This window comes from Agrobacterium larrymoorei, from assembly GCF_030819275.1.
Taxonomy (GTDB): Bacteria; Pseudomonadota; Alphaproteobacteria; order Rhizobiales; family Rhizobiaceae; genus Agrobacterium; species Agrobacterium larrymoorei_B.
The window spans coordinates 2,565,721-2,586,520 of record NZ_JAUTBL010000002.1 but is presented as its reverse complement, the minus strand read 5'-3'; the positions used below and the strand labels follow the sequence as shown (position 1 = coordinate 2,586,520).

Sequence of the window (20,800 nt, the reverse complement as noted above, 5' to 3'; positions counted from 1 at the left end):
TATGAATTGTCGATGCATATTTGAGATATTGCGCCCGAGGGCGCGGGAGGAGAGCCATTATGGGCCAAGACTTTTCAGGACAGACCGTGGTCATCACCGCAGCGGCGCAGGGCATCGGCCGGGCGACGGCGGAACGCTTCATCGCACTGGGCGCGCGCGTGATCGCGACCGACATCAACGAAGCGGCTCTCGCGACACTTGAGAATGCCGAGACCCGCGTTCTGAACGTTCTCGATGGCGCTGCCGTTCAGGCCTTTGCCGCCGAGATCGGTTCTGCCGATGTGCTCTTCAACTGCGCTGGCTTCGTGCATGCCGGCACCATTCTCGACTGCGAGGAAAAGGACTGGGATTTCTCCTTTGATCTCAATGCCAAGGCCATGTACCGCACCTGCCGCGCCTTTTTGCCCGCCATGCTGGAAAAGGGCAAGGGCGCCATCGTCAACATGTCGTCAGTGGCTTCCAGCGTCAAAGGCGTGCCGAACCGCTTTGCCTATACCGCGTCGAAGGCCGCCGTCGTCGGCCTGACGAAGTCCATCGCCTCGGATTTCGTCACCAAGGGTATTCGCTGCAACGCCATCTGCCCGGGCACGGTGGACAGCCCTTCGCTGCATGAGCGCCTGCGCGCCACCGGCGATTACGAAAAGGCGCTCAGCGACTTCATCGCCCGCCAGCCCATGGGTCGCATTGCCAAGCCGGAAGAGATTGCAGCGCTGGTGACCTATCTCGCCTCTGACGAGGCTGGATTTACCACGGGTCAGATCCATGTGATCGATGGTGGCTGGACGGCATAAGTTCTGTATCGCCTTATCGTCGGCCTTGAACCAAGGATGGTGGCGAAGGGGTTAAACTCGTCTTCGTCTATGCCACACGGGCCATCGATGTGACCAAAAAAGAACGGCCGGGGTGACCCGACCGTTTTTGCATTTCAGGACTGTCCAGTCCCTATAGGATCGCCTGTCCGGCCATGAGCGCCAGCACCAGAAAGATGAGGAAGACGACCACGGCGATGAAGAACAGGATTCGGGCGATGCCGGAGGCTGCCGCGGAAATGCCTGTGAAGCCGAAAACGCCGGCGATGATCGAGATCACGAAAAATATTAGGGCCCACTTCAGCATGGTCGTTCCTCTTGCGTCAGATTTGAAACGGGCAAACGCTTAAGGTCCGGGACCCACTCGTTTGTCTCTAAGTGCTTGTTCATCTGTGCCCTTGTCGCACAATGATCTTCACGTGCGCTGGCATGCACTAATGACGCAAAAGTGAGGGAAGAGGTTCCAGGGTACCGAGAATCTTTTTCGAGAATCCCCCGCGTGACGTCACACTGTAGCCGCAGCCGATGTCCTTTTCGCCCTCATCGTCGTACGCAGGAAGGCCATGATGAAGAGGCCGCTCATGATCAGGACGATGGTGGGGGCCGGTGCGCTGTCGATCAGGAAGCTCAGCCAGATGCCAAGGATGGAGGAGAAGAGCGCCACTGATACGGCCGCGATTAGCATGGACGAGAAGCGCCGTGTGATGAGGAAGGCAATAGCGCCGGGCGCCACCAGCATGGCGACGGACAGAATGATGCCGATTGCCTGAAGCGCGCCGACGACGGTAAGAGACAGGACGGCAAGCAGGCCGTAATGCAGGATACGCACCGGCAGGCCGATCGCCTTGGCGTGTTGAGGATCGAAGGCATGCACCAGCAGATCCTTGCGCAGGATGGCGAGGAACAGCGTGGCGGCAAGCGCAATCAGGCCGGTCTGGATGATATCGGCGACCGAAACGCCGAGCATATCGCCGAAGAGAATATGATCCAGATGCACATCGCTCTGGACCTTGACGTAGAGCACCAGCCCCAGCCCGAACATGCCGGAAAAGACGATGCCCAGCACCGTGTCTTCCTTGATACGGCTGTTTTCTTTCAGAAAACCGGTGCCGAGGGCGCAGATCATGCCGGCGATGAAGGCACCAATGGAAAAGGGAATGCCGACGATGTAGGCGATGACGACGCCGGGCAGCACCGCATGCGAGACCGCGTCGCCCATCAGCGACCAGCCTTTCAACACCAGCAGGCAGGAGAGCATTGCCATCGGCACCGCGATCATCAGCGTGATGATGAAGGCATATTGCATGAAGGGAAGCTGGAAGGGCAGGAGCGCCAGTTCGAGATATTCGCTCATGCGGGCTCCTCAAGGGCGGCGCGGGCCTTGGCGCGCGAGGCGAGATAGCCGTGCTTTGGCGCAAACAGGAAAGCGGTCAGGAAGATCAGCGTCTGTAGCACGACGATGATACCGCCGGTGGCGCCATCGAGGAAGTAGCTCAGGTAAGCGCCGATGAAGCTCGTCGCGGCGCCGATGCCGAAGCTCATGCCGATCAGCCGCTCGAAACGGTCGGTCAGCAGATAGGCGGTGGCACCGGGCGTCACCACCATGGCGACGACGAGGAAGGCGCCGACCGTCTGGAGAGCCGCGACGGTGGAGGCGGCGAGCAGGGTGAAGAAGATGACCTTCAGCACGTCCGGCTTCAGGCCGATGGTGCGGGCGTGGTTCTCATCGAAGAACACCACCATGAAGTCCCGCCATTTCAGCGAGAGGACCAGCAGGCTGATGCCGCCGATCAGCGCCAGCTGGATCGTGTCTTGCGTGGTGATGGCAAGAATGTTGCCGAGAACGATGGTCTGGATATTGATGGAGGTGGGCGAGAGCGACACCATGAAGAGGCCGAGACCGAAAAAGGAAGTGAAGATCAGGCCGATAATGGCGTCTTCCTTCAGCCTTGTCTTCTGGTTGAGAAACAGCATCGCTGCCGCCGCAAGGCCGCCGGAGAAGAACGCGCCGAGCGCGAAAGGCAGGCCCAGCATGTAAGCGCCCGCCACGCCTGGAACGATGGCGTGGGAGAGGGCATCGCCGATCAGCGACCAGCCTTTCAGCATCAGATAGGCGGAGAGAAAGCCACAGACGCCGCCGACCAGTGCGCTGACCCAGATGGCATTCAGCATGTAGGAATAGGTGAAGGGCTCGAGCAGGGTGGAGATCATCGCTCCGTGTCTCCCACCTTCGCCGGATCGCTTCTCGTCTCCTGACTGTTCTGGCCGTAAATGACGAAGGGGCGTTCGTCATCGGTGATGACTTTCAGATGCCGCGGGTCGGCATCGTCATGCAGATCAGCACCACCCAGGATGAAGTGGCGGAGGCTTCCGCCAAAGGCCGCCTGAAGATTGGCTTCGGTGAAGGTGTCTTTCGTCTTGCCCGAGGCAATGACCGTGCCTTTGACGAAAACGGCGCGGTCGCAGAAATCCGGCACACTGCCGAGATTGTGGGTGGAGACCAGCATGATGCGGCCTTCGTCGCGCAGCGATTTCAACAGCGCGATGATCTGCTCTTCGGTCGTCACATCGACGCCGGTAAAGGGCTCGTCGAGCAGAATGACCTTGCCTTCCTGTGCCAGTGCGCGCGCCAGAAAAACGCGCTTCTTCTGGCCGCCGGAAAGCTCGCCGATCTGGCGCTTGCGGTAATCCAGCATGTTGACGCGGGCGAGCGCCTCTTCCACCATGCGGTGGTCGCGCTTGGTGGGGATGCGGAAGAAATTCATGTGGCCGTAACGGCCCATCATCACCACGTCCTCCACCAGAACGGGGAAGCTCCAATCCACCTCTTCGGCCTGTGGCACATAGGCGACGAGGTTCTTTTTCAGCGCGGCGGAGGCCGGCTCGCCGAAGATGGAGACGGTGCCGGCAGACAGCGGCACGAAGCCCATGATGGCCTTGAAGATGGTGGATTTGCCCGCGCCATTGACGCCGACGAGGGCAGTGATGGTGCCTTTGGGAATCGAGAAGCTTGCGTGGCGCAACGCCGTGTGGCCGTTGCGATAGGTGACCGTCACATCGTCGACAGTCAGCCCATCGTGACCAGACTGACGCTTTGCGGCACGTCTCGGTTTCCCCATCATCATTGGCTGAGACCTTTCACGATCGTGGCTGTGGTGGTGCGCAGAAGATCGAGATAGGTCGGCACAGGGCCGTTCGCCTCGCTCAAGGAATCCACATAGAGAATGCCGCCATAGTTCGCGCCCGTTTCCTTCGCCACCTGCTTTGCCGGATCGGGCGACACGGTGCTTTCGCTGAAGATGACGTGGACATTGTTGGCACGCATCGCGTCGATCACGCCGCGCACCTGCTGCGGTGTGCCCTGGCTATCGGCATTGACCGGCCAGAGGAACAGCTCCTTCAGGCCGAAATCGCGTGCGAGATAGGAGAAAGCGCCCTCGCTCGTCACCAGCCAGCGCTTGTTTTCCGGCAATGCGGCGATGGCGTCGCGCATCGGCTGGATTTCCTGTTTGATCTTGTCCGAATAGGCCTTGGCATTGGCGGCGTAGACATCCGCATGGTCGGGCTCGATCCCAGTCAGGGCTTTACGGATATTCTCGACATAGATCAGCGCGTTGTCCGGCGACATCCAGGCATGTGGGTTGGGCTTGCCATTATAGGCGCCGCCGCTGATCGAAATCGGCGTCACGCCGTCACTGACGACGACATTCGGAACGCCGGAGAGATTGGCGAGAAATTTTTGAAACCAGAGTTCGAGGTTCAGTCCGTTCCATAAGACCAGGTTGGCATCGCGGGCTTTGAGAATATCGCGCGGGGTTGGCTGGTAGTTATGGATCTCCGCACCCGGCTTGGTGATGCTCTCGACGTCGGCGGCGTCGCCCGCAACGTTGCGGGCCATATCGGCGATGATGGTGAAGGTGGTGATCACCTTTGGCTTTTCCGCCGCGACGGCGGAGAAAGGCAGACATGCGACGGCACAGAGAGCGAGAAACGTCGAGCGGGTCAACTTCATGACGATGATCAAACCTTTTTTGCGATTAATTCGCAATAGCAATGTGGGAGGCATCGCAAAGATTGTCAATGCTATTGCAAATCATTCGCATTATGAACGGCTGGGACCTACTATTGTTCCGTTCAGATGGTGCAAAGGCCGGGGCTAGCGCTTGGCTTCGAGGTAGAGCAGGCGCCCGCTTGGCGGTGGCAAAGCATAGCCGGCACGGACCACTGTGCTGCCAGCAGGACCAAGCAGGGACTGCCAATCCGCGTGCATTTCATCGCGTATCACGCCGGGGAGGGACGCCGGTGCGTTTGCGATGAGGTTCGAGCGGCACTTCGGGCAGATACTGCTCTGAGCAGGACGGTGGTCCAGCCAAAAAACTCCGGTTTTGAGCGGTTTTTGCTGTCCGATTAAGTCTTCTTCAATGAGAAGCCATCAAGATCAGTGGCTGCACGGATGTGGCGTATCACCATCCGGCCTTTTCGCTCCGGTTGCGTAACGAAGCGCGACGGGAGAAAAGGGCGTTAGACGAGGTTGTCTATGTCGGGACGTTTGACGTGAAAGCAGTGTTCAAAAGAATACGGTTTTCCCGCAAAGTGGTGTTGATTGGCGGCGGTATCCTCCTTCTCGGCGGTGCCTCCGGCGTTGCTGCCATTGTCGTCGGCAGGGATCAGCTCTTCGGCCCCGACGAGGTCGTGCAGAACGGCCTGGAATGCAAGACGGCGCAGACGGTCAAGATCAAGAAGAATGGTTCGGTCTGGATCCGAAAATTCGTCCGCACCGACGGCGGCGATGGCCCCGAGCGCATGAAGACGGCGCTGCGCGTGGCCAAGGCCATTTACGACAAGGACCATCCCGATCTCGTTCAGGTCTCGGTGCTGGATACCAAGGGCCCGCAGATGCGCGCCGACATGCGCGGCCGATCGATTGCCGCGCAGGCGGTCTATATCGCCGATCTCAGCAAGCTGCCGGAAGGCGCGGCTTCACAGAATTATTCCGCCTATTATTACGATGGCGCCGTTGCCGATGACGGCCAGTTTTATGGCCTGCGCATCGATCTGCCGGTTGAAGACGCCAAGGCGATAACCGCATCATTGACCGAATTTGCCGATTGCGTCGATCCGGTCGTTGCCCCTGCTGGCGACGGCCATGGTGCTCCGGCTGGTGGCCATGGAGAGCCTGCCGGTCACGGTGCTGAGGCTGGCGGACACGGTGACAGCAAGGGATCGGATGGCCACGGCGCCGACGCCAAGGCTTCGGACGGGCATGGCGCTGAAGGCGATGGTCACGGTGGTGGTGAAAAACCGGCCGAAGGCGGACATGATGCGCCTGCCAATGCAGAGGGTAGCGGCCACGGCTCTGCCGAACCGCTCCTGACCTCGACACCTGAAGGCAAAAGCGAAAGCATGTTCAGCTTCGGCTACATCAAATCGCTGCTTTTCGGCAAGGGCGAGACGACGGCGGTGGCGGCCGAGCAGCCAGCAGCAGAAGGCCATGGCGAGCCAGCAGCGGCTGAAGGCCACGGCGATGCTCCGGTTTCGGAGAACCATGGCGAGGCAGAGGGTCATAGCGCGCCAGCCGTGGCGGAAGAGCCTGCCGCACAGGACGATGCCGCTTCCGGTGAGGCAGCTGGTGGGCACGATGCGCCTGTGGCACAGGCATCGGCTGGACATGAGGCTGCCGCTGGCGGCGACCACGCCGCAGAGGCTCCGAAGCCCGAGCATTGATTGGGGTGTTGGAGTGAGATGAGGCTGTCTCGCCGCCTCATGCTTTTAAGTTATTCGTCAATTCTGCGAGAATGCGAGCAGCAAGATCGAAGGTTGCCATGGAAGGCACGAACCTTTCACCGTCCTCATTTCTCTCCTCGGACCGCCGCATCGCGACGGTCCTTCGCGCCTCTGAAACTCAGTCGGCCTTCTGGCGGCGGGCCGGGAAGAGGATGACGTCGCGGATGGACGGGGCGTTGGTCAGCAGCATGACCAGACGGTCGACGCCGATGCCGAGGCCACCGGCGGGCGGCATGCCCTGGTCGATGGCGTCGAGGAACTCGTCGTCCAGCTGCTTGTCCTTTTCGCCGCGGGCGTGGGCCTGTTCCAGCTGCTCCACCATGCGGCGGCGCTGTTCTTCCGGGTCGTTCAGTTCGGAGAAGGCGTTGCCCACTTCCCAGGCGTTGCAATAGCTTTCGAAACGCTCGACGAGGCGCGGCTCGCCCGGCACTTCCTTGGCGAAGGGCGAGATGTCCTTGGGGAAATGCGTCACGTGGCTTGGCTGGATCAGCGTGCCTTCGACCTTCTCTTCGAAGATGAAGGCGAGGCATTCGCCCCAGGTCCAGTCCTTCTCGACTTCGAAGCCGGCGGCCTTGGCGGCGGCGCGGGCTTCCTCATCGGTCTTGATCGCGAGGAAGTCGATGCCGGTTGCTTCCTTGACGGCATCGGGCATCGGCACACGCTTGAACGGACCCTTGAAGGAAATCTTCTGACCCTGGAAGTCCAGCTCGGTGGTGCCGTGGATGGCGATTGCCAGCGTCTCGAACATGCGCTCCACAAGGCTCATAATGTCCTCGTAGTCGGCATAGGCCCAGTAGCATTCCAGCATGGTGAATTCGGGATTGTGCCGTGTCGACACACCCTCATTGCGGAAGTTGCGGTTGACCTCGAAGACCTTGTCGGAAAGGCCGGATACCAGCGTGCGCTTCAGGAACAGTTCCGGCGCGATGCGCAGATACATGTCCATCTTCAGCGTGTTGTGGAAGGTCTTGAACGGGTCGGCAGTCGCGCCGCCATAGACCGTCTGCAGCATCGGGGTTTCGACTTCGAGGAAGCCTTCGGCCTCCATGAAGCGGCGGATGCCGGAAATGATCTTGGAGCGCTGCTGGAAGCGCAGCTTGGATTCCTCGTTGGAAAGGATGTCCAGATGGCGCTTGCGATAGCGGATCTCGACGTCGGAAATACCGTTCCACTTCTCCGGCATCGGCAGAAGCGACTTGGTGAGCATGGTGATCTCTTCAGCGTTGATCGTCAGCTCGCCGCGCTTGGTGCGGCGCACCTTGCCGGTGACACCAATGATGTCGCCAATGTCGATCATCGGCAGCATCTCGCGTGCCGCTTCCGGAGTGGTATCCTTGTGGGAGAAGATCTGCACCTTGCCGGAGGCATCATGGATATCCATGAACATGCCGGAATTGCGCGAGGAGTAGACGCGACCGGCAACCGTGACCGTATCGCCCGTTTCGACATCCGGCTCGATATCGGCATATTTTTCCGCAAGCTCGGCATTGGTCAGCGTGCGGTGGAAATGCGCCGGATACACGTCGCCGATCTTGTCGCGCAAAAGCGCCAGCTTCTGGCGGCGCACTTCGGTGGCGTCGGAGGACAGGGCAGTCGTTTCGGTCGTCTTGGTGTCGGTCATGGTCTTGAAGCCTTTTTCGGGCGAGTTGTTCTTGTGTCTGTGGCGGCCACGTCTTGTGCCCGCACTGTCCTATCAGCCCGCAGCGCCAACCATCGTGGTCACGACGGCGATGGCAGCCTTCAGGCGCTGACGCACGACGGAGCGGCCAAGCAGCGCCATGGAATCGAAGAGCGGCAGCGAGCGCGAGGAGCCGGACATGGCGACGAATAGCGGCGGGGTAACGACGCGCAGCTTCTTGCCGGTGCGTTCGGCCACATCACGCAGCTCCGCTTCGATGGCCTCGACGTTCCAGTCGGGCATCTTTTCCAGATCGGTGGCGACCGTCGTCAGGATCTCTAGGACCTCGTCCGGCTTGCTCTTCAGCCCGGCAAAGGAGGCCGGTGTCAGGCCGACATCGCCGGAAAGCAGGAAGCCTGCGAGGTTCGGCAATTCGCCAAGCTTGGAGACGCGGCTCTGCGACAGCTTCAGGCCTTCGGTCAGGCGCTGGTTTTCCATCGCCCATTCCAGCGTGCGAGCAATGAATTCTTCCGGCGAAAGCTTCTCACGCAGCCAGCGGCCGTTCAGCCAGTCGAGCTTCTGGATGTCGAAGATCGCACCGGCCTTGGAGAGGGCTTCCGGATCGAATTTTTCCCCGAGCTCGTCCATCGACAGCAGCTCTTCGCCTTCAGCGATCTGGATGAAGAACAGTCCGAGGAAGTTCATCAGCGCTTCCGGCAGATAGCCGAGTGCCGAATAATAGGAGATCGAGGTCGGGTTCTTGCGCTTGGAAAGCTTAGACTTGTCGGCGTTGCGCATCAAAGAGAGATGCATGAACACCGGCTCCTGCCAGCCGAAGTAGCGATACAGCAGGATGTGCTTCGGCACCGATGCCAGCCACTCTTCGCCGCGCGCCACATGGGTGATCTTCATCAGATGGTCATCGATGACATTTGCCATGTGATAGGTCGGCATGCCGTCGGCCTTGATCAGCACCTGCATGTCGACCGATTCCCACGGGATCGAAACATCGCCATAGACGCCGTCATGGAAATCGCAGGAGCCTTCGGTCGGGATCTTCATGCGCACGACAGACGCTTCGCCCGCCGCCATCTTGGCGGTGACTTCTTCCGCCTTCAGGTGAAGGCAAAGACCGTCATAACCTGGCGGCTTGCCGGCGGCGCGCTGTGCCTCGCGCATTTCTTCCAGGCGCTGCGGGGTGCAGAAACAGCGGAAGGCGTGGCCCTTGTCGAGCAGTTCTTGCGCGTAGGGCCAGTACATGTCCTTGCGCTCGGACTGGCGGTATGGGCCGTAAGGGCCGCCGACATCCGGGCCTTCCGACCATTTGAGGCCGGTCCATTTCAGCGCTTCCAGAACCTTCTCTTCATATTCGCGCGTGGAGCGCGTGGCATCGGTATCTTCGATGCGCAAAATGAACTCGCCGCCATGCTTCTTGGCAAAGAGATAGTTGAAGAGCGCGATATAGGCCGTGCCGACATGCGGCTCGCCGGTGGGGGAAGGGGCAATACGGACGCGGACGCCGGAAGTGGTCATTGAAATTCACTCGTCGTGACGTTGCAGCGACGCAAGGCGTTATCAGCCTGTTGTCACGGAAATTGACGTTGGATGCGGCAGGATTGGCAAAAACAGGCGCAAGATCAAGCGCCATTTCACACCATCCCATTGGGCATGGCTTAGGCCATATTACGCCGCAGACGTCAAGAAAAGACTGTCTCGCCGCTGGAATGGCGCATGCTTCTCAGGAAACCGGCCAGACGTAAAGCAGCATGGGAATGCTGACGATGACAATGATGAAGGAGAGGGGCAAGCCAAGGCGCGGATAATCGCTGAAACGATAGCCGCCCGGTCCCATGACCAGCGTGTTGCACTGGTGGCCGATGGGGGTGAGGAAATCGCAGCCGGCACCGATGGCCACCGCCATCAGGAAGGCTTCGGGCTTGAAGCCGAGTGTCGTGGCAAATCCCGCGGCAATCGGCGCCATGACCAGAACGGTGGCGGCATTGTTGAGGAAGGGTGTGACGGCCATGGCGGTGAGCAGGATCAACCCAAGTGCGGCAAACGGCGGCAGGCCTTGCGCGACGCTGCCAAGCCAATGGGAGATCAGCTCGCTTGCCCCTGTGGTTCTCAGACTGTCGCTCACGGGAATGAGAGCCGCCAGCATGACCAGGATCGGGCCATCGACGGACTTGTAGACGTCCGTCAGAGGAATGGCGCCCACCACGATCATCAGGAAGGCGGCGGCGAAGAAGGCGACCGAGACCGGGACCAGGCCGCTGCCGGCGGCAATCATCGCAGCGGCCAGCACGATCAGCGGCATGAAGGCGCGGCGCTGCACCCCAAGCAGGATTTCGCGCTGGGCAAGCGGCAGCAGCGAAAATTCCTGCAGCATCAGCGGCACGTTCTTGCGGCTGCCCTGCAACAAAAGCACGTCGCCGGCTTGTAGGGTGAGATCGCTCAGGCGTTCGCTGACCCGCTCGCCGCGTCTTGAGACGGCAATCAGATTGACGCCGCGCGTATAGGAGAGCGCCAGTTCGCGCGCCGACATGCCGTTCAGGTGGGAATCATTGCTGACGACGGCTTCCATGGAGACGAGATCGACGACCTTCTCGCCCTTGTCGGTCAGCGGTTTGCCCGAGAGGATGAGCTTTGCCTGGGACACCATCCGGTCGAGCCCTTCCGGGCTGCCTTCCAGCATCACCGTATCGCCGCTCTTCAACGTCACATCGGGGAAGGGCGAGATGCGGCGGGGACCGCGCAGAATGGTTCTGGCAATCACGTCGCCATCCCCAAGCTTCAGGAGCTCGCGCAGCGGCTTGTCTGCGAGCACGCTGTCGGGCGCAAGTGTCGCTTCAGCAGTGTAGCTTGCCTTGTCGAGAATATCTTCAAGCGATGCCTGCTGCTTTGCCCGCACGGGCAGCAGACGATAACCCACAGTGAGGAAGAGGATGCCGAAGACCGTCAGCGCAAGGCCAACGGGCGTGAAATCGAACATGGTGAAGCTTCGTCCGGTCATCTCCTCGCGAAGGCGGGATACGACGATGTTGGGCGAGGTGCCGATCTGGGTCATCAAGCCGCCGAGTAGGGCGGAAAAGGCCATCGGCATCAGATAGAAGGAGACGGGGCTTCCGGATTTGCGCGCAAACTGGAAGGCGACCGGTATCATGATGGCGAGCGCGCCGATATTCTTGATGAAGGCCGACATCACGGCAACCGCAACCATCAGGAAGGCAAGTTGCAAACCCTTGGAGCGCATTTCCGGCAGGTAGCGCTTGATGGCGAAATCGACGATGCCGGAGCGCGCCACGGCGGAGCTGACGATCAACGCACTGCCGACGATGATGACGATATCGTCGGAGAAGCCGGAAAAGGCCTTGTCGAAGGGAACGACGCCGACGGCGACAGCCACCAGAAGCGCGCTGCACGCCACCACATCGTAGCGGAACCTGTCCCAAATGAAAGCGACCATCATCCCAGCGATCACGGTGAAGGCGAGGATCTGCTCTGTGGTCATGCGGGGCACTTTCAGGAGGGCATTGCGGGTGCGCAGTGCCGGGATGACCCGGGAAGGGGTGCATCGAGAACGCGGGCGCCGTGCCACTTGTTCCTGACATCATAGCGGGTTTTGCGGAGCGACTGGTGCAGGCGGTGTTCGGGCCGGTGCCGGGCCAAGTCTTTGAGATTGCTTATCCCTCAGCCCTAGAGCGTTTCTATTTAACAAGGAAACGCTCTAGCGTGACGGGGGGTGAGAATCCCAGGTTTTGCCGGAGCCCGCAGCAGTTACGGGCTCCGGGCTGTCTTTGAAGCGTCAATGCAGGGTGCTGCTTTTCTTGCGCTTGGAGTTGCGCGCAACGATGTTGAGCACCTCCACCAGCGCCGAAAACGCCATGGCGGCATAGACGTAGCCCTTCGGCACATGGAAGCCCATGCCCTCTGCGATCAGCGTCGTGCCGATCATCAGCAGGAAGGCGAGCGCCAGCATGACGACGGTTGGGTTGCGCTCGATGAAGTTGGCAAGCGGGGTTGCGGCGAGCAGCATGACGGTGACGGCGACAACAACGGCGACGACCATGATCGGCACGTGCGGGGTCATGCCGACCGCGGTGATGATGCTGTCCACCGAGAAGACGAGATCGAGAAGCAGGATCTGGACGATGGCCGACGAGAAGCTGGTAATCGCCGCCTTGCCGCCGACCATGTCTTCCTTGTGGTCGATCGGGTCGACATTGTGGTGGATTTCCTTGGTGGCCTTCCAGACAAGGAAGAGACCGCCGACGATAAGAATGATGTCCTTCCAGGAGAAGGGCTGGCCGAAGACTTCGAAGACGGGCTCCGTCAGCTGCACGATCCAGGCGACAGTGCCGAGCAGGCCAAGGCGCATGATGAGCGCCAGCCCGATGCCGATGCGCCTTGCCTTTTCACGCTGGTTTTCCGGCAGCTTGTTGGTCAGGATCGAGATGAAGATCAGGTTGTCGATACCCAGCACCACTTCCATGACGATGAGGGTGACGAGCGCCACCCATGCGGTGGGATCTGACAAAAGAGGGACGATGGACTCCATCGGGCCGGACTTCCTTTCAACTGAAGGTTATTATTCGACGGTGATAACGCAGATAATGGGCAATCTATAACGAATAAGTTGCGACGCAAGCATGTCAAAAGCGCCGTCAGGAGAGGTTCCCGGCGGCGCTTCAGACTGACTCGGAAGGCTCAATGGCTTCAGGCGGCTTTTGTTCCGTAAGCGGCCATGAAGACGCGGATGGCGCTGGAGATCACGCGTTCCAGTTCATCATCGGGCACGGGGCCTTCGAGTTCGCCAAAAAGGCGGAATTTGAAGAAGGTGCCGGTGGAGAGTTCGATGAACTGGCGGGCGGCCAACTCGATGTCATCGACCTGGAGGCTGCCATTTTCAATGTGATGGCGAATGAATTCTTCCAGAACGATGCGGACATTGTTCGGTGCGGAGGAGAAAAAACGGCGCGACAGGTTGGGCATACGGTCGATCACGCCAAGCAGTGAGCGCATGGCAGGTATCATGTCCGTGCAAACCAACCGTGTGGCAAAGGCGGTGCCGAATTGGCGAAGACCTTCGTGGACCTCTTCGGTGCCGGCCAGAATATCGCGCATGGATTCGGCAAATTCGCGCCGGTGCCGGTCTATCAAAGCGGCGAACAACTCTTCCTTATTGGCGAAGTAGACATAGATCGTACCCTTGGAAACCCCGGCTTCCCGGGTGATATCGTTCATGCTGGCGGCATCGAAGCCCTTTTGCCTGAACATGCGCCACGCGCCATCGAGGATCTGTTCACGCTTGGAGGGGTCTTCGCCCGCCGCAAAGCGTCCACCCGATGCGGCGGCCGAACATGCGTCCTCGATTACCTTCTCTGTCATCGTCTTCCGTCCGATCGCGGTTAACACCCGATTCAATATATCGAACCGAGTGGTTCGATGCCACTTGATATGTGGGTTAAAACCGATTATGTCAATCGAACCGAACGGTTCAGTTCAACAAATTTCGTATAACCAGGTGTCTACCATGTCGTCTCAAAAGAGTGGCGCAGTCCGGGCGATCAATTCGTCTGAAGAAGCAGAAGCCCAGACCAGAGTCCAGGCTGAGGCCCGCACTGAGGAAAACCGTCCGGCAGATGCCGCGAAGGCCGCAGCGCCCGTACAGCCGCCTGTTCAGAAAAAGAAGCGTAAGCCCTTCCTTCTCCCGATCATCGGTCTTGCGTTGCTCGCAGGCGCTGCGTGGTATGGCTACGACTACTGGACGACTGGCCGCTTCATGGTGTCGACCGACGACGCCTATGTGCATGGCGACATCGCGGTGATTTCGCCGAAGGTTTCCGGCTATGTGGCGAAGGTGGATATTGTTGCCAACCAGCAGGTCAAGGCTGGCGATCCGCTGGTGACGCTGGATGATGGCGACTATCGCCTTGCACTGGAACAGGCCGAGGCGCAGCTTGCCACGCAGCAGTTGTCCTTGAACCGCATCGACGCGCAGATCGCAGGCGGTGAGGCAGCATTGGCACAGGCCGTTGCCCAGAAGGGTGCGCTTGACGCTGCTCTGCAGGGTGCCGAGATCAACAACAAGCGTGCCACCGAGTTGCAGTCCAAGGATGTCGGCACCGCCGCATCCGCCGACAATGCCCGCATCGCACTTGAGCAGGCCAAGGCGAATCTCGCTGCCGGTCAGGCAAATGTGGTTGCAGCTGAGGCCAATATCGCGCTCCTGAAGGCGCAGCGTAAAGAGGCCGAAGGCTCGATCAAATCGCTGGAGCTGGCGCGTGACAAGGCAGCCCGCGATCTCTCCTTCACCGTGCTTCGCGCGCCCTATGACGGCGTGATCGGCAATCTTTCGGTCCAGACCGGTGATCTCGTCTCTGCTGGCAAGCGCCTGGCTTCACTGGTGCCGATGAACCAGCTTTATGTCGATGCCAATTTCAAGGAAACGCAGCTCGCTGAAGTCGTGCCCGGTTCCAAGGTGAAGGTGCATGTGGATGCCTTCGACGATGACGCGATCGAAGGCACGGTGCAGTCGATCTCGCCGGCATCCGGCTCGGTCTTCTCCATGCTGCCGCCGGAAAACGCCACGGGCAACTTCACCAAGGTGATCCAGCGCGTACCGGTGCGTATCGTTCTTTCCAAGGAAGACATCGACAAGCACCACCTGCGTGCGGGCTTGAGCGTCGTTGTCGATGTCGATACGCGCACGGCACCAAAGCAGGCCGACACCCAGGCAGCGCAGAACCAGTCCAAGTAACCGGCGGCCCGGATCAAGGTAGGGACAAGCATTATGGCGGCTACAGCCAGCATGAGCGGCGGCACCACGGCCGCCGTCGATCCGCCGATGGATCGAAGACGCCTGATCGCGTTCTTCGCCATGGTCTTCGGCATGTTCATGTCGATCCTCGACATTCAGATCGTCTCGGCCTCGCTGGCCGAGATCCAGGCCGGTCTCGGTGCCGGATCGGATGAGATCGCCTGGGTGCAGACCTCCTACCTGATTGCGGAAGTCATCATGATTCCGCTGTCCGGCACGCTGGCACGCATCCTCTCCACCCGCGTGCTGTTTGCCACCTGTGCGGCGGGCTTCACCATTTCCAGCGCGCTTTGCGCCACCGCGACGAATATCGACCAGATGATCGTCTATCGCGCGATCCAGGGTTTCATCGGCGGCGGCATGATCCCGTCGGTCTTTGCCGCGGCCTTCACCATCTTTCCGCCCTCCAAGCGCCCCATCGTGTCGCCGATCATCGGTCTTGTCGCGACGCTTGCGCCTACCATTGGCCCGACAGTCGGCGGCTATCTCTCCAATGCCTTTTCCTGGCACTGGCTGTTCCTCGTCAACATCATCCCCGGCATCATCGTCACCATTCTGACCTGGAGCCTGATCGATTTCGACAAGCCGGAAACCTCGCTGTGGAAGAAGTTCGACTGGTGGGGCTTGCTCTCCATGGGCGTCTTCCTCGGATCGCTGGAATATGTGCTGGAAGAGGGCAACAACAACGACTGGTTCAATGACGAGAATATCGTCATTGCCGCGATTGCCATGACGATCGGGGCAGTTGTGTTCTTCTGGCGGGCCTTCAAGGTGGATTTCCCGGTGGTGGATCTGCGCGCCTTCGCCGACCGAAATTTCTCCATCGGCTCGCTGTTTTCCTTCGTCATGGGTATCGGTCTTTATGGCCTGACCTATCTCTACCCGCTCTATCTGGGTCGCGTGCGCGGGTATGACGCGCTGATGATCGGCGAGACGATGTTCGTTTCGGGTCTGACCATGTTCTTCACCGCGCCGATTGCAGGGCGGCTTTCAGCCAAGCTCGATCCGCGGGTGATGATGGCGATCGGCTTCATCAGCTTTGCCGCCGGGACCTGGATCATGACGCATGTCACGGCCGATTGGGACTTCAACGAGCTTCTGATTCCGCAGATCCTGCGCGGTTTCGGTCTCATGATGTGCATGGTGCCGATCAACAACATCGCGCTCGGCACGCTTCCGCCCGCCCGCATCAAGAACGCATCCGGTCTCTTCAACCTCACGCGTAACTTGGGCGGCGCGGTCGGTCTTGCCATCATCAACACCTTGCTCAGCCAGCGCACCGACGACCACTATGTCCGCATTGCCGAGCATGTGAATTACGGCAATCCGGCAGCACTCGACTGGCTGAGCAGCGTCGGCGGCAATTACGACTCCTATGGCCTCGACGGCTCCTCGGTAGCGATCAAGAAGCTCGTCGGCGTGGTATCGCAACAGGCCTGGATCCTCGCCTTTGCCGATGTCTTCCTGCTGCTGACCTTTCTGTTCACCGGCCTCATCTTCCTGACGGTGCTGATCAAAAAGCCGAAGGCGGCCCCGCCGCCCGACGCGGCGCATTGAGGTTTACCTATCCACCGCAGCGCATGTGGGGTCACCGGAAACGGTGGCCCCTTTTTTTCGGGGGGGCTATTTTCACGACGCCTACAGCATGGTGCCGAACTCCATGCTCTGAGGTTCGATCAATGCAAGAAATGCATCGCAGTCCGGCTGCCCGTTCCAGCTCGAACAAATCTCTTCCGCGCTCAGGCGCGCATCCGCAAAGGCGAGATCCAGAAACACCCCGTCATCGAGCTTGACCAGATGCTGGCGGCGCCAGCCCGTCTGTCGCGAGAGGTGGCTCTCCACCATCGCAGCATGGGCCTTGCGCATGTCGGCCTCGTCTACTCCCGGTTTTAGGCGGAAGCGTCCGATTTCCACACCGCTCCCGTTGGCGATAGGGTGTTGAGAGACCGGCGGCAGCCGGTAATGCTGCATACTGATACAACTGGAGACAGATGCCCGGAAGCCGGCGAATTCGGCAGCGCTCGCAACCATTCTCGCCGCCGAATTGGCTTCTTCCAGGCTGCGCCACGCCACCAGATCGACGCGGGTGCACGCGTCGTCCACCCGCGTGAATGGAGACCAGTGAATGAAGCCGGGAAAGGTCGCAAGCCGTTCCCGCGCCGCGTCGCGTGCGGCATCTGCTTCGTTCTCATCCGTGACCGTGTAGGTCACGATTTTATAAAGTAACGTGGTCATGACAGCTCCTTTGAGTTTGGAGCCGGGTCATACGGTTTTCATCCTGACAGTTTCCGGCAGGAGTGATATGCGATTGATGAGATATGCGCACGCTTCGACTCTTCGCATTGCTGGATAATCTTCGCGGTCGGCTGAGCCCGGTTTCAGCCGAAACATTGGCCGTTGACCTCAATGTCTCGCTTCGAACGATCTACAGGGATATGGCAACCCTACAGGCCATGGGCGCCCCCGTGCGCGGGGAGGCTGGTATCGGCTATTGCATGGAACGCGGATATTTTCTGCCGCCGCTGCAATTCGATGCGGACGAGTTGGAGGCGATTATGCTGGGCACCCGGCTGATCGCGGCGCGGGCAGACGGGGAATTGTCTGACGCCGCAAGGCGTGTGTCGGCCAAGGTCAGCGCCGTCATGGATGGCGAAGCTGGCGAGGCATATGCGCGTTTGCCGTTTCGCGCCGTTTCGCAGCATGCCCCCGGGGATACGAAAACCGGCGTCCATCTCGGTTTCCTGCGAAAAGCCATCAGAGAAAAAGCCTTGCTCGATATTCGATACCTCGATCTGAAGGAGGCCAGAAGCCAGCGTCTTGCCCGCCCTTTGGGCCTGACTGTCTTCGACGAGGTGTGGCTTTTGACGATCTGGTGCGAAACGAAGAATGACTTCCGCAATTTGCGTGTCGACCGGATCGAAGGCGTCGAGCGGACGGGAAAACACTTCCGTCCGGAAAAGGGAAAGCGTTTCGAGGACTATCTGCAAACCTTGACATGATCGGTAAGAGTGGCCGCCCCGGCGCATGAGGCTCTTCATGAGGTACGTACATCATTTTCTGATTTACGTACCTCAGAAACTCCTCTATGACGTTGCGCCGGGAGGAAGCATGAAGCCGACAGTTCACGATATTGCGTCAAAGGCAGGGGTCAGTCTCGCCACCGTCGACCGGGTGATTAATCTGCGTCCGGGCGTGCATCAGCTGACCCGCGCCAAGGTGGAAGCGGCGATTTCCGAGCTTGGCTATGTGCGCGATATCGCAGCCGCCAATCTTGCCAAAGGGCGCAGCTATGCGCTGGTCTTCATTCTTCCCAATAACGACAATTCCTTCATGGCCGGGCTTCGCAACGAGGTGAGGTGTGCGGCCTCGCGCTCCTATGTGGAGCGCACGTCGATCCGCATCATCGAGGTGCCGCCCTTCGATGCGGCGGCACTGACCCAGGCGCTGGATGTGGCGCGGCTGGAAAAGCCGTCGGGCGTTGCCTTTGTCGCGATCGATTCCGAGGATGTGGTGGAGGCGACGGATCGCCTAGCCGATAGCGGCATTGCCGTGGTCACGCTGGTGTCGGATCTGACGGGCTCGAAGCGCGATCATTTTGCAGGCGTCGATAACGCCGCAGCGGGCCGCACGGCGGCAAGCCTGATGGGGCGCTTCCTGCCCAAGGAGGAGGCCGAGATCGCGGTTCTGGCGGGCTCCATGCTGGTGAAGGATCACCGCGAGCGTCTTGCCGGCTTCGAGGGCGTGATCGAGGCGGAGTTTCCACATCTCTCCATCCGTCCGGTTCTGGAAGGGCGCGACGATGCCGAGAGGGTGGAAGCGCTGGTCGGAGACACTCTGCGCGACAATCCCACGCTTGCCGGGCTCTACAGCCTTGGCGCGGGCAATCGCGGTCTGATCCGGGCGCTGAAAGCGCATGACGGTTTGAGACCTTGCGTCATTGCCCACGAACTGAACGACACGACCGCCGCAGCACTTCGCGATGGCACGCTGGATGCGGTGCTGAACCAGGATGCAGGTCATGAGGTGCGCAGCGCCATTCGCGTCCTCAAGGCCCGCGCCGATGGGCTTGCCGTCATCGAGGCGCAGGAGCGTATCCGTATCGACATATTCCTGAGGGACAATCTGCCTTGAGCGACCCTCGTTTCAACCCATTTCGGGCACGGCCCGGCTGGAACTGCTCCAGCACATTCACATCCAATCTTGGAGGACGATATGTATCTCGGTCTTGATCTTGGCACATCCGGCGTGAAGGCGCTGCTGATCGATGGCGATCAGACGGTCATCGGTTCCGCCAATGGCGCGCTGGATGTCTCGCGTCCGCATCACGGCTGGTCGGAGCAGGATCCGGCCCATTGGATCAAGGCGACCGAAACGGCGATTGCCGGGCTGAAGGCGAAGTTTCCGGCCGAGCTTTCGGCGGTCAAGGGCATCGGCCTCTCCGGTCAGATGCATGGCGCCACGCTGGTCGATGCGAGCGGCGACGTTCTTCGCCCCTCGATCCTGTGGAACGATACGCGATCCTACGCGGAAGCTGCGAAGCTCGACACGGACCCGCGCTTTCGCCAGATCACTGGTAATATCGTCTTCCCCGGCTTCACTGCGCCGAAGCTCGTTTGGGTGAAGAACAACGAGCCTGAGATTTTTGCCAAGGTCGCCAAGGTTCTGCTGCCGAAGGATTATCTGCGGCTGTGGCTGACGGGCGAATATATTTCCGAAATGTCGGACTCTGCCGGCACCTCCTGGCTCGATACGGGTGCGCGCAAGTGGTCTTCCGAGCTGCTTGCGGCAACCGATCTTGATGAGACGCATATGCCGTCGCTGGTGGAAGGCACGGATGAGGCGGGCGTGCTGCGCTCCGAGCTGGCCTCTGCCTGGGGCATTTCCGGCAAAGTGGTCGTCGCTGGCGGTGCTGGCGACAATGCCGCATCCGCCTGCGGCATGGGCACGGTTGCCGAAGGCCACGCCTTTGTGTCGCTCGGCACGTCGGGGCGTGCTCTTTGCCGCCAATGCCTCCTACCTGCCGAAGCCGGAGAGTGCGGTTCACGCCTTCTGCCACGCGCTGCCCAACACCTGGCACCAGATGGGCGTGATCCTGTCGGCCACCGATGCGCTCAACTGGTATTCCGGCATTGCCGGCAAATCCGCGTCTGAGCTTTCCAGCGAGTTGGGCGACGACCTGCAAGCGCCGACCGGCGTCACCTTCGCGCCCTATCTTTCCGGCGAACGCACCCCGCACAATGACGCGGCCATTCGCGGCTCCTTCATCGGCCTTTCGCATGAGAGCGACCGCAAGGCGCTGACGCAGGCCGTGCTGGAAGGCGTGACCTTCGCAATCCGCGACAATCTCGAAGCGCTGAAATCGGCAGGCACCTCCATCTCGCGCGTCACCGCCATCGGTGGCGGCTCGCGCTCGCGCTACTGGCTGGCCTCGATTGCGACCTCGCTTGGCGTGCCGGTCGATATTCCGGCGGAAGGCGATTTCGGCGCGGCCTTCGGGGCTGCGCGTCTCGGCCTGATTGCCGCGACGGGGGCCGATCCGCTTGCGGTCTGCAGCCAGCCGGAGACGGAGGAGACGATCGAGCCGGTCACATCGCTATCAGGCGCTTACGAAGAGGCTTACGGGCGATATCGGGCGCTTTATCCGGCGATCAAGCCGCTTTCGCATTAGGCGGGGTTGAGGGTGGGGTTTACCCCCCTCTGTCCTGCCGGACATCTCCCCCTCACGGGGGGAGATCGGCTGGGCTCACCGGCGCCACGTCCATTACGGCC

General features: G+C 60.4%; 17 protein-coding genes and 1 pseudogene. 7 read left to right on the top strand and 11 right to left on the bottom strand.

Annotated elements, in window-relative coordinates; genetic code table 11:
• The first annotated feature begins 59 nt into the window (after window positions 1-59).
• Window positions 60-791: an SDR family oxidoreductase gene (locus tag QE408_RS21170; RefSeq protein WP_306934455.1), complete on the top strand. Its 732-nt coding sequence runs from the start codon at window positions 60-62 to the stop codon at window positions 789-791.
• Between the two features lie 151 nt (window positions 792-942).
• On the opposite strand, the gene QE408_RS21165 is transcribed toward QE408_RS21170, so the two are convergent.
• The 5 genes from QE408_RS21165 to QE408_RS21145 form a co-directional block, all read right to left on the bottom strand.
• Entirely contained in the window at window positions 943-1,116 is a 174-nt protein-coding gene (locus QE408_RS21165; RefSeq protein WP_306934454.1) for a DUF1328 domain-containing protein, read from the bottom strand.
• Window positions 1,117-1,314: 198 nt separating this feature from the next.
• Window positions 1,315-2,163: a metal ABC transporter permease gene (locus tag QE408_RS21160; protein ID WP_306934453.1), complete on the bottom strand. Its 849-nt coding sequence runs from the start codon at window positions 2,161-2,163 to the stop codon at window positions 1,315-1,317.
• Window positions 2,160-3,020 (bottom strand): metal ABC transporter permease, encoded by an 861-nt coding sequence (locus QE408_RS21155; RefSeq protein ID WP_306934452.1) that lies wholly within the window; start codon window positions 3,018-3,020, stop codon window positions 2,160-2,162. Before QE408_RS21155 ends, QE408_RS21160 begins: the two co-directional genes overlap by 4 nt.
• Window positions 3,017-3,931 (bottom strand): manganese/iron ABC transporter ATP-binding protein, encoded by a 915-nt coding sequence (locus tag QE408_RS21150; protein WP_373465594.1) that lies wholly within the window; start codon window positions 3,929-3,931, stop codon window positions 3,017-3,019. Before QE408_RS21150 ends, QE408_RS21155 begins: the two co-directional genes overlap by 4 nt.
• Entirely contained in the window at window positions 3,931-4,821 is an 891-nt protein-coding gene (locus QE408_RS21145) for a metal ABC transporter substrate-binding protein (protein WP_306934450.1), read from the bottom strand. The genes QE408_RS21150 and QE408_RS21145 overlap by 1 nt, the downstream gene beginning before the upstream one ends.
• Before the next feature lie 542 nt (window positions 4,822-5,363).
• On the opposite strand from QE408_RS21145, the gene QE408_RS21140 reads away from it, so the two are divergent.
• The gene (locus tag QE408_RS21140) at window positions 5,364-6,533 is read left to right on the top strand and encodes a hypothetical protein (RefSeq protein WP_306934449.1); all 1,170 of its coding nucleotides are present in this window, start codon (window positions 5,364-5,366) and stop codon (window positions 6,531-6,533) included.
• Window positions 6,534-6,711: 178 nt separating this feature from the next.
• Here the strand turns inward: QE408_RS21140 and lysS are convergent, their stop codons facing one another.
• From lysS to QE408_RS21115, 5 genes are all read right to left on the bottom strand, one after another.
• Complete coding sequence (gene lysS, locus QE408_RS21135) at window positions 6,712-8,214, bottom strand: lysine--tRNA ligase (protein ID WP_062424978.1); 1,503 nt, start codon at window positions 8,212-8,214, stop codon at window positions 6,712-6,714.
• A 72-nt stretch (window positions 8,215-8,286) separates the two neighbouring features.
• Window positions 8,287-9,744 carry a glutamate--tRNA ligase gene (gene gltX, locus QE408_RS21130; RefSeq protein WP_306934448.1) on the bottom strand — a complete coding sequence of 486 codons (1,458 nt, stop codon included), beginning with the start codon at window positions 9,742-9,744 and terminating at the stop codon, window positions 8,287-8,289.
• A gap of 205 nt (window positions 9,745-9,949) precedes the next feature.
• The gene (locus QE408_RS21125) at window positions 9,950-11,722 is read right to left on the bottom strand and encodes an SLC13 family permease (protein WP_306934447.1); all 1,773 of its coding nucleotides are present in this window, start codon (window positions 11,720-11,722) and stop codon (window positions 9,950-9,952) included.
• Between the two features lie 294 nt (window positions 11,723-12,016).
• Window positions 12,017-12,769: a TerC family protein gene (locus tag QE408_RS21120; RefSeq protein ID WP_306934446.1), complete on the bottom strand. Its 753-nt coding sequence runs from the start codon at window positions 12,767-12,769 to the stop codon at window positions 12,017-12,019.
• A 158-nt stretch (window positions 12,770-12,927) separates the two neighbouring features.
• Complete coding sequence (locus QE408_RS21115) at window positions 12,928-13,599, bottom strand: TetR/AcrR family transcriptional regulator (protein WP_306934445.1); 672 nt, start codon at window positions 13,597-13,599, stop codon at window positions 12,928-12,930.
• 145 nt (window positions 13,600-13,744) lie between these two features.
• Between QE408_RS21115 and QE408_RS21110 the strand changes: the two genes are divergently transcribed.
• Window positions 13,745-14,971 (top strand): HlyD family secretion protein, encoded by a 1,227-nt coding sequence (locus QE408_RS21110; protein WP_306934444.1) that lies wholly within the window; start codon window positions 13,745-13,747, stop codon window positions 14,969-14,971.
• Window positions 14,972-15,004: 33 nt separating this feature from the next.
• A complete protein-coding gene (locus QE408_RS21105) occupies window positions 15,005-16,588 on the top strand; it encodes a DHA2 family efflux MFS transporter permease subunit (protein ID WP_306934443.1) in 1,584 nt (527 codons plus the stop codon).
• An 81-nt stretch (window positions 16,589-16,669) separates the two neighbouring features.
• On the opposite strand, the gene QE408_RS21100 is transcribed toward QE408_RS21105, so the two are convergent.
• Complete coding sequence (locus tag QE408_RS21100; RefSeq protein WP_306934442.1) at window positions 16,670-17,266, bottom strand: hypothetical protein; 597 nt, start codon at window positions 17,264-17,266, stop codon at window positions 16,670-16,672.
• An 83-nt stretch (window positions 17,267-17,349) separates the two neighbouring features.
• Between QE408_RS21100 and QE408_RS21095 the strand changes: the two genes are divergently transcribed.
• The 3 genes and pseudogenes from QE408_RS21095 (at window position 17,350) to xylB (ending at window position 20,699) form a co-directional block, all read left to right on the top strand.
• Window positions 17,350-18,030 carry a helix-turn-helix transcriptional regulator gene (locus tag QE408_RS21095; RefSeq protein ID WP_306934441.1) on the top strand — a complete coding sequence of 227 codons (681 nt, stop codon included), beginning with the start codon at window positions 17,350-17,352 and terminating at the stop codon, window positions 18,028-18,030.
• 109 nt (window positions 18,031-18,139) lie between these two features.
• Window positions 18,140-19,162, top strand: coding sequence for a LacI family DNA-binding transcriptional regulator (locus tag QE408_RS21090; RefSeq protein ID WP_306934440.1), 1,023 nt, complete (start codon window positions 18,140-18,142; stop codon window positions 19,160-19,162).
• 81 nt (window positions 19,163-19,243) lie between these two features.
• Window positions 19,244-20,699 (top strand): annotated as a pseudogene (gene xylB / locus QE408_RS21085) (xylulokinase).
• Window positions 20,700-20,800: the final 101 nt, after the last annotated feature.

Bases quoted from the DNA above. Each gene is read 5' to 3' on its own strand.
- QE408_RS21170 (WP_306934455.1), top strand. From the start codon at position 60: ATGGGCCAAGACTTTTCAGGACAGACCGTGGTCATCACCGCAGCGGCG.
- QE408_RS21165 (WP_306934454.1), bottom strand. From the start codon at position 1,116: ATGCTGAAGTGGGCCCTAATATTTTTCGTGATCTCGATCATCGCCGGC.
- QE408_RS21160 (WP_306934453.1), bottom strand. From the start codon at position 2,163: ATGAGCGAATATCTCGAACTGGCGCTCCTGCCCTTCCAGCTTCCCTTC.
- QE408_RS21155 (WP_306934452.1), bottom strand. From the start codon at position 3,020: ATGATCTCCACCCTGCTCGAGCCCTTCACCTATTCCTACATGCTGAAT.
- QE408_RS21150 (WP_373465594.1), bottom strand. From the start codon at position 3,931: ATGATGGGGAAACCGAGACGTGCCGCAAAGCGTCAGTCTGGTCACGAT.
- QE408_RS21145 (WP_306934450.1), bottom strand. From the start codon at position 4,821: ATGAAGTTGACCCGCTCGACGTTTCTCGCTCTCTGTGCCGTCGCATGT.
- lysS (WP_062424978.1), bottom strand. From the start codon at position 8,214: ATGACCGACACCAAGACGACCGAAACGACTGCCCTGTCCTCCGACGCC.
- gltX (WP_306934448.1), bottom strand. From the start codon at position 9,744: ATGACCACTTCCGGCGTCCGCGTCCGTATTGCCCCTTCCCCCACCGGC.
- QE408_RS21125 (WP_306934447.1), bottom strand. From the start codon at position 11,722: ATGACCACAGAGCAGATCCTCGCCTTCACCGTGATCGCTGGGATGATG.
- QE408_RS21120 (WP_306934446.1), bottom strand. From the start codon at position 12,769: ATGGAGTCCATCGTCCCTCTTTTGTCAGATCCCACCGCATGGGTGGCG.
- QE408_RS21115 (WP_306934445.1), bottom strand. From the start codon at position 13,599: ATGACAGAGAAGGTAATCGAGGACGCATGTTCGGCCGCCGCATCGGGT.
- QE408_RS21110 (WP_306934444.1), top strand. From the start codon at position 13,745: ATGTCGTCTCAAAAGAGTGGCGCAGTCCGGGCGATCAATTCGTCTGAA.
- QE408_RS21105 (WP_306934443.1), top strand. From the start codon at position 15,005: ATGGCGGCTACAGCCAGCATGAGCGGCGGCACCACGGCCGCCGTCGAT.
- QE408_RS21100 (WP_306934442.1), bottom strand. From the start codon at position 17,266: ATGACCACGTTACTTTATAAAATCGTGACCTACACGGTCACGGATGAG.
- QE408_RS21095 (WP_306934441.1), top strand. From the start codon at position 17,350: ATGCGCACGCTTCGACTCTTCGCATTGCTGGATAATCTTCGCGGTCGG.
- QE408_RS21090 (WP_306934440.1), top strand. From the start codon at position 18,140: ATGAAGCCGACAGTTCACGATATTGCGTCAAAGGCAGGGGTCAGTCTC.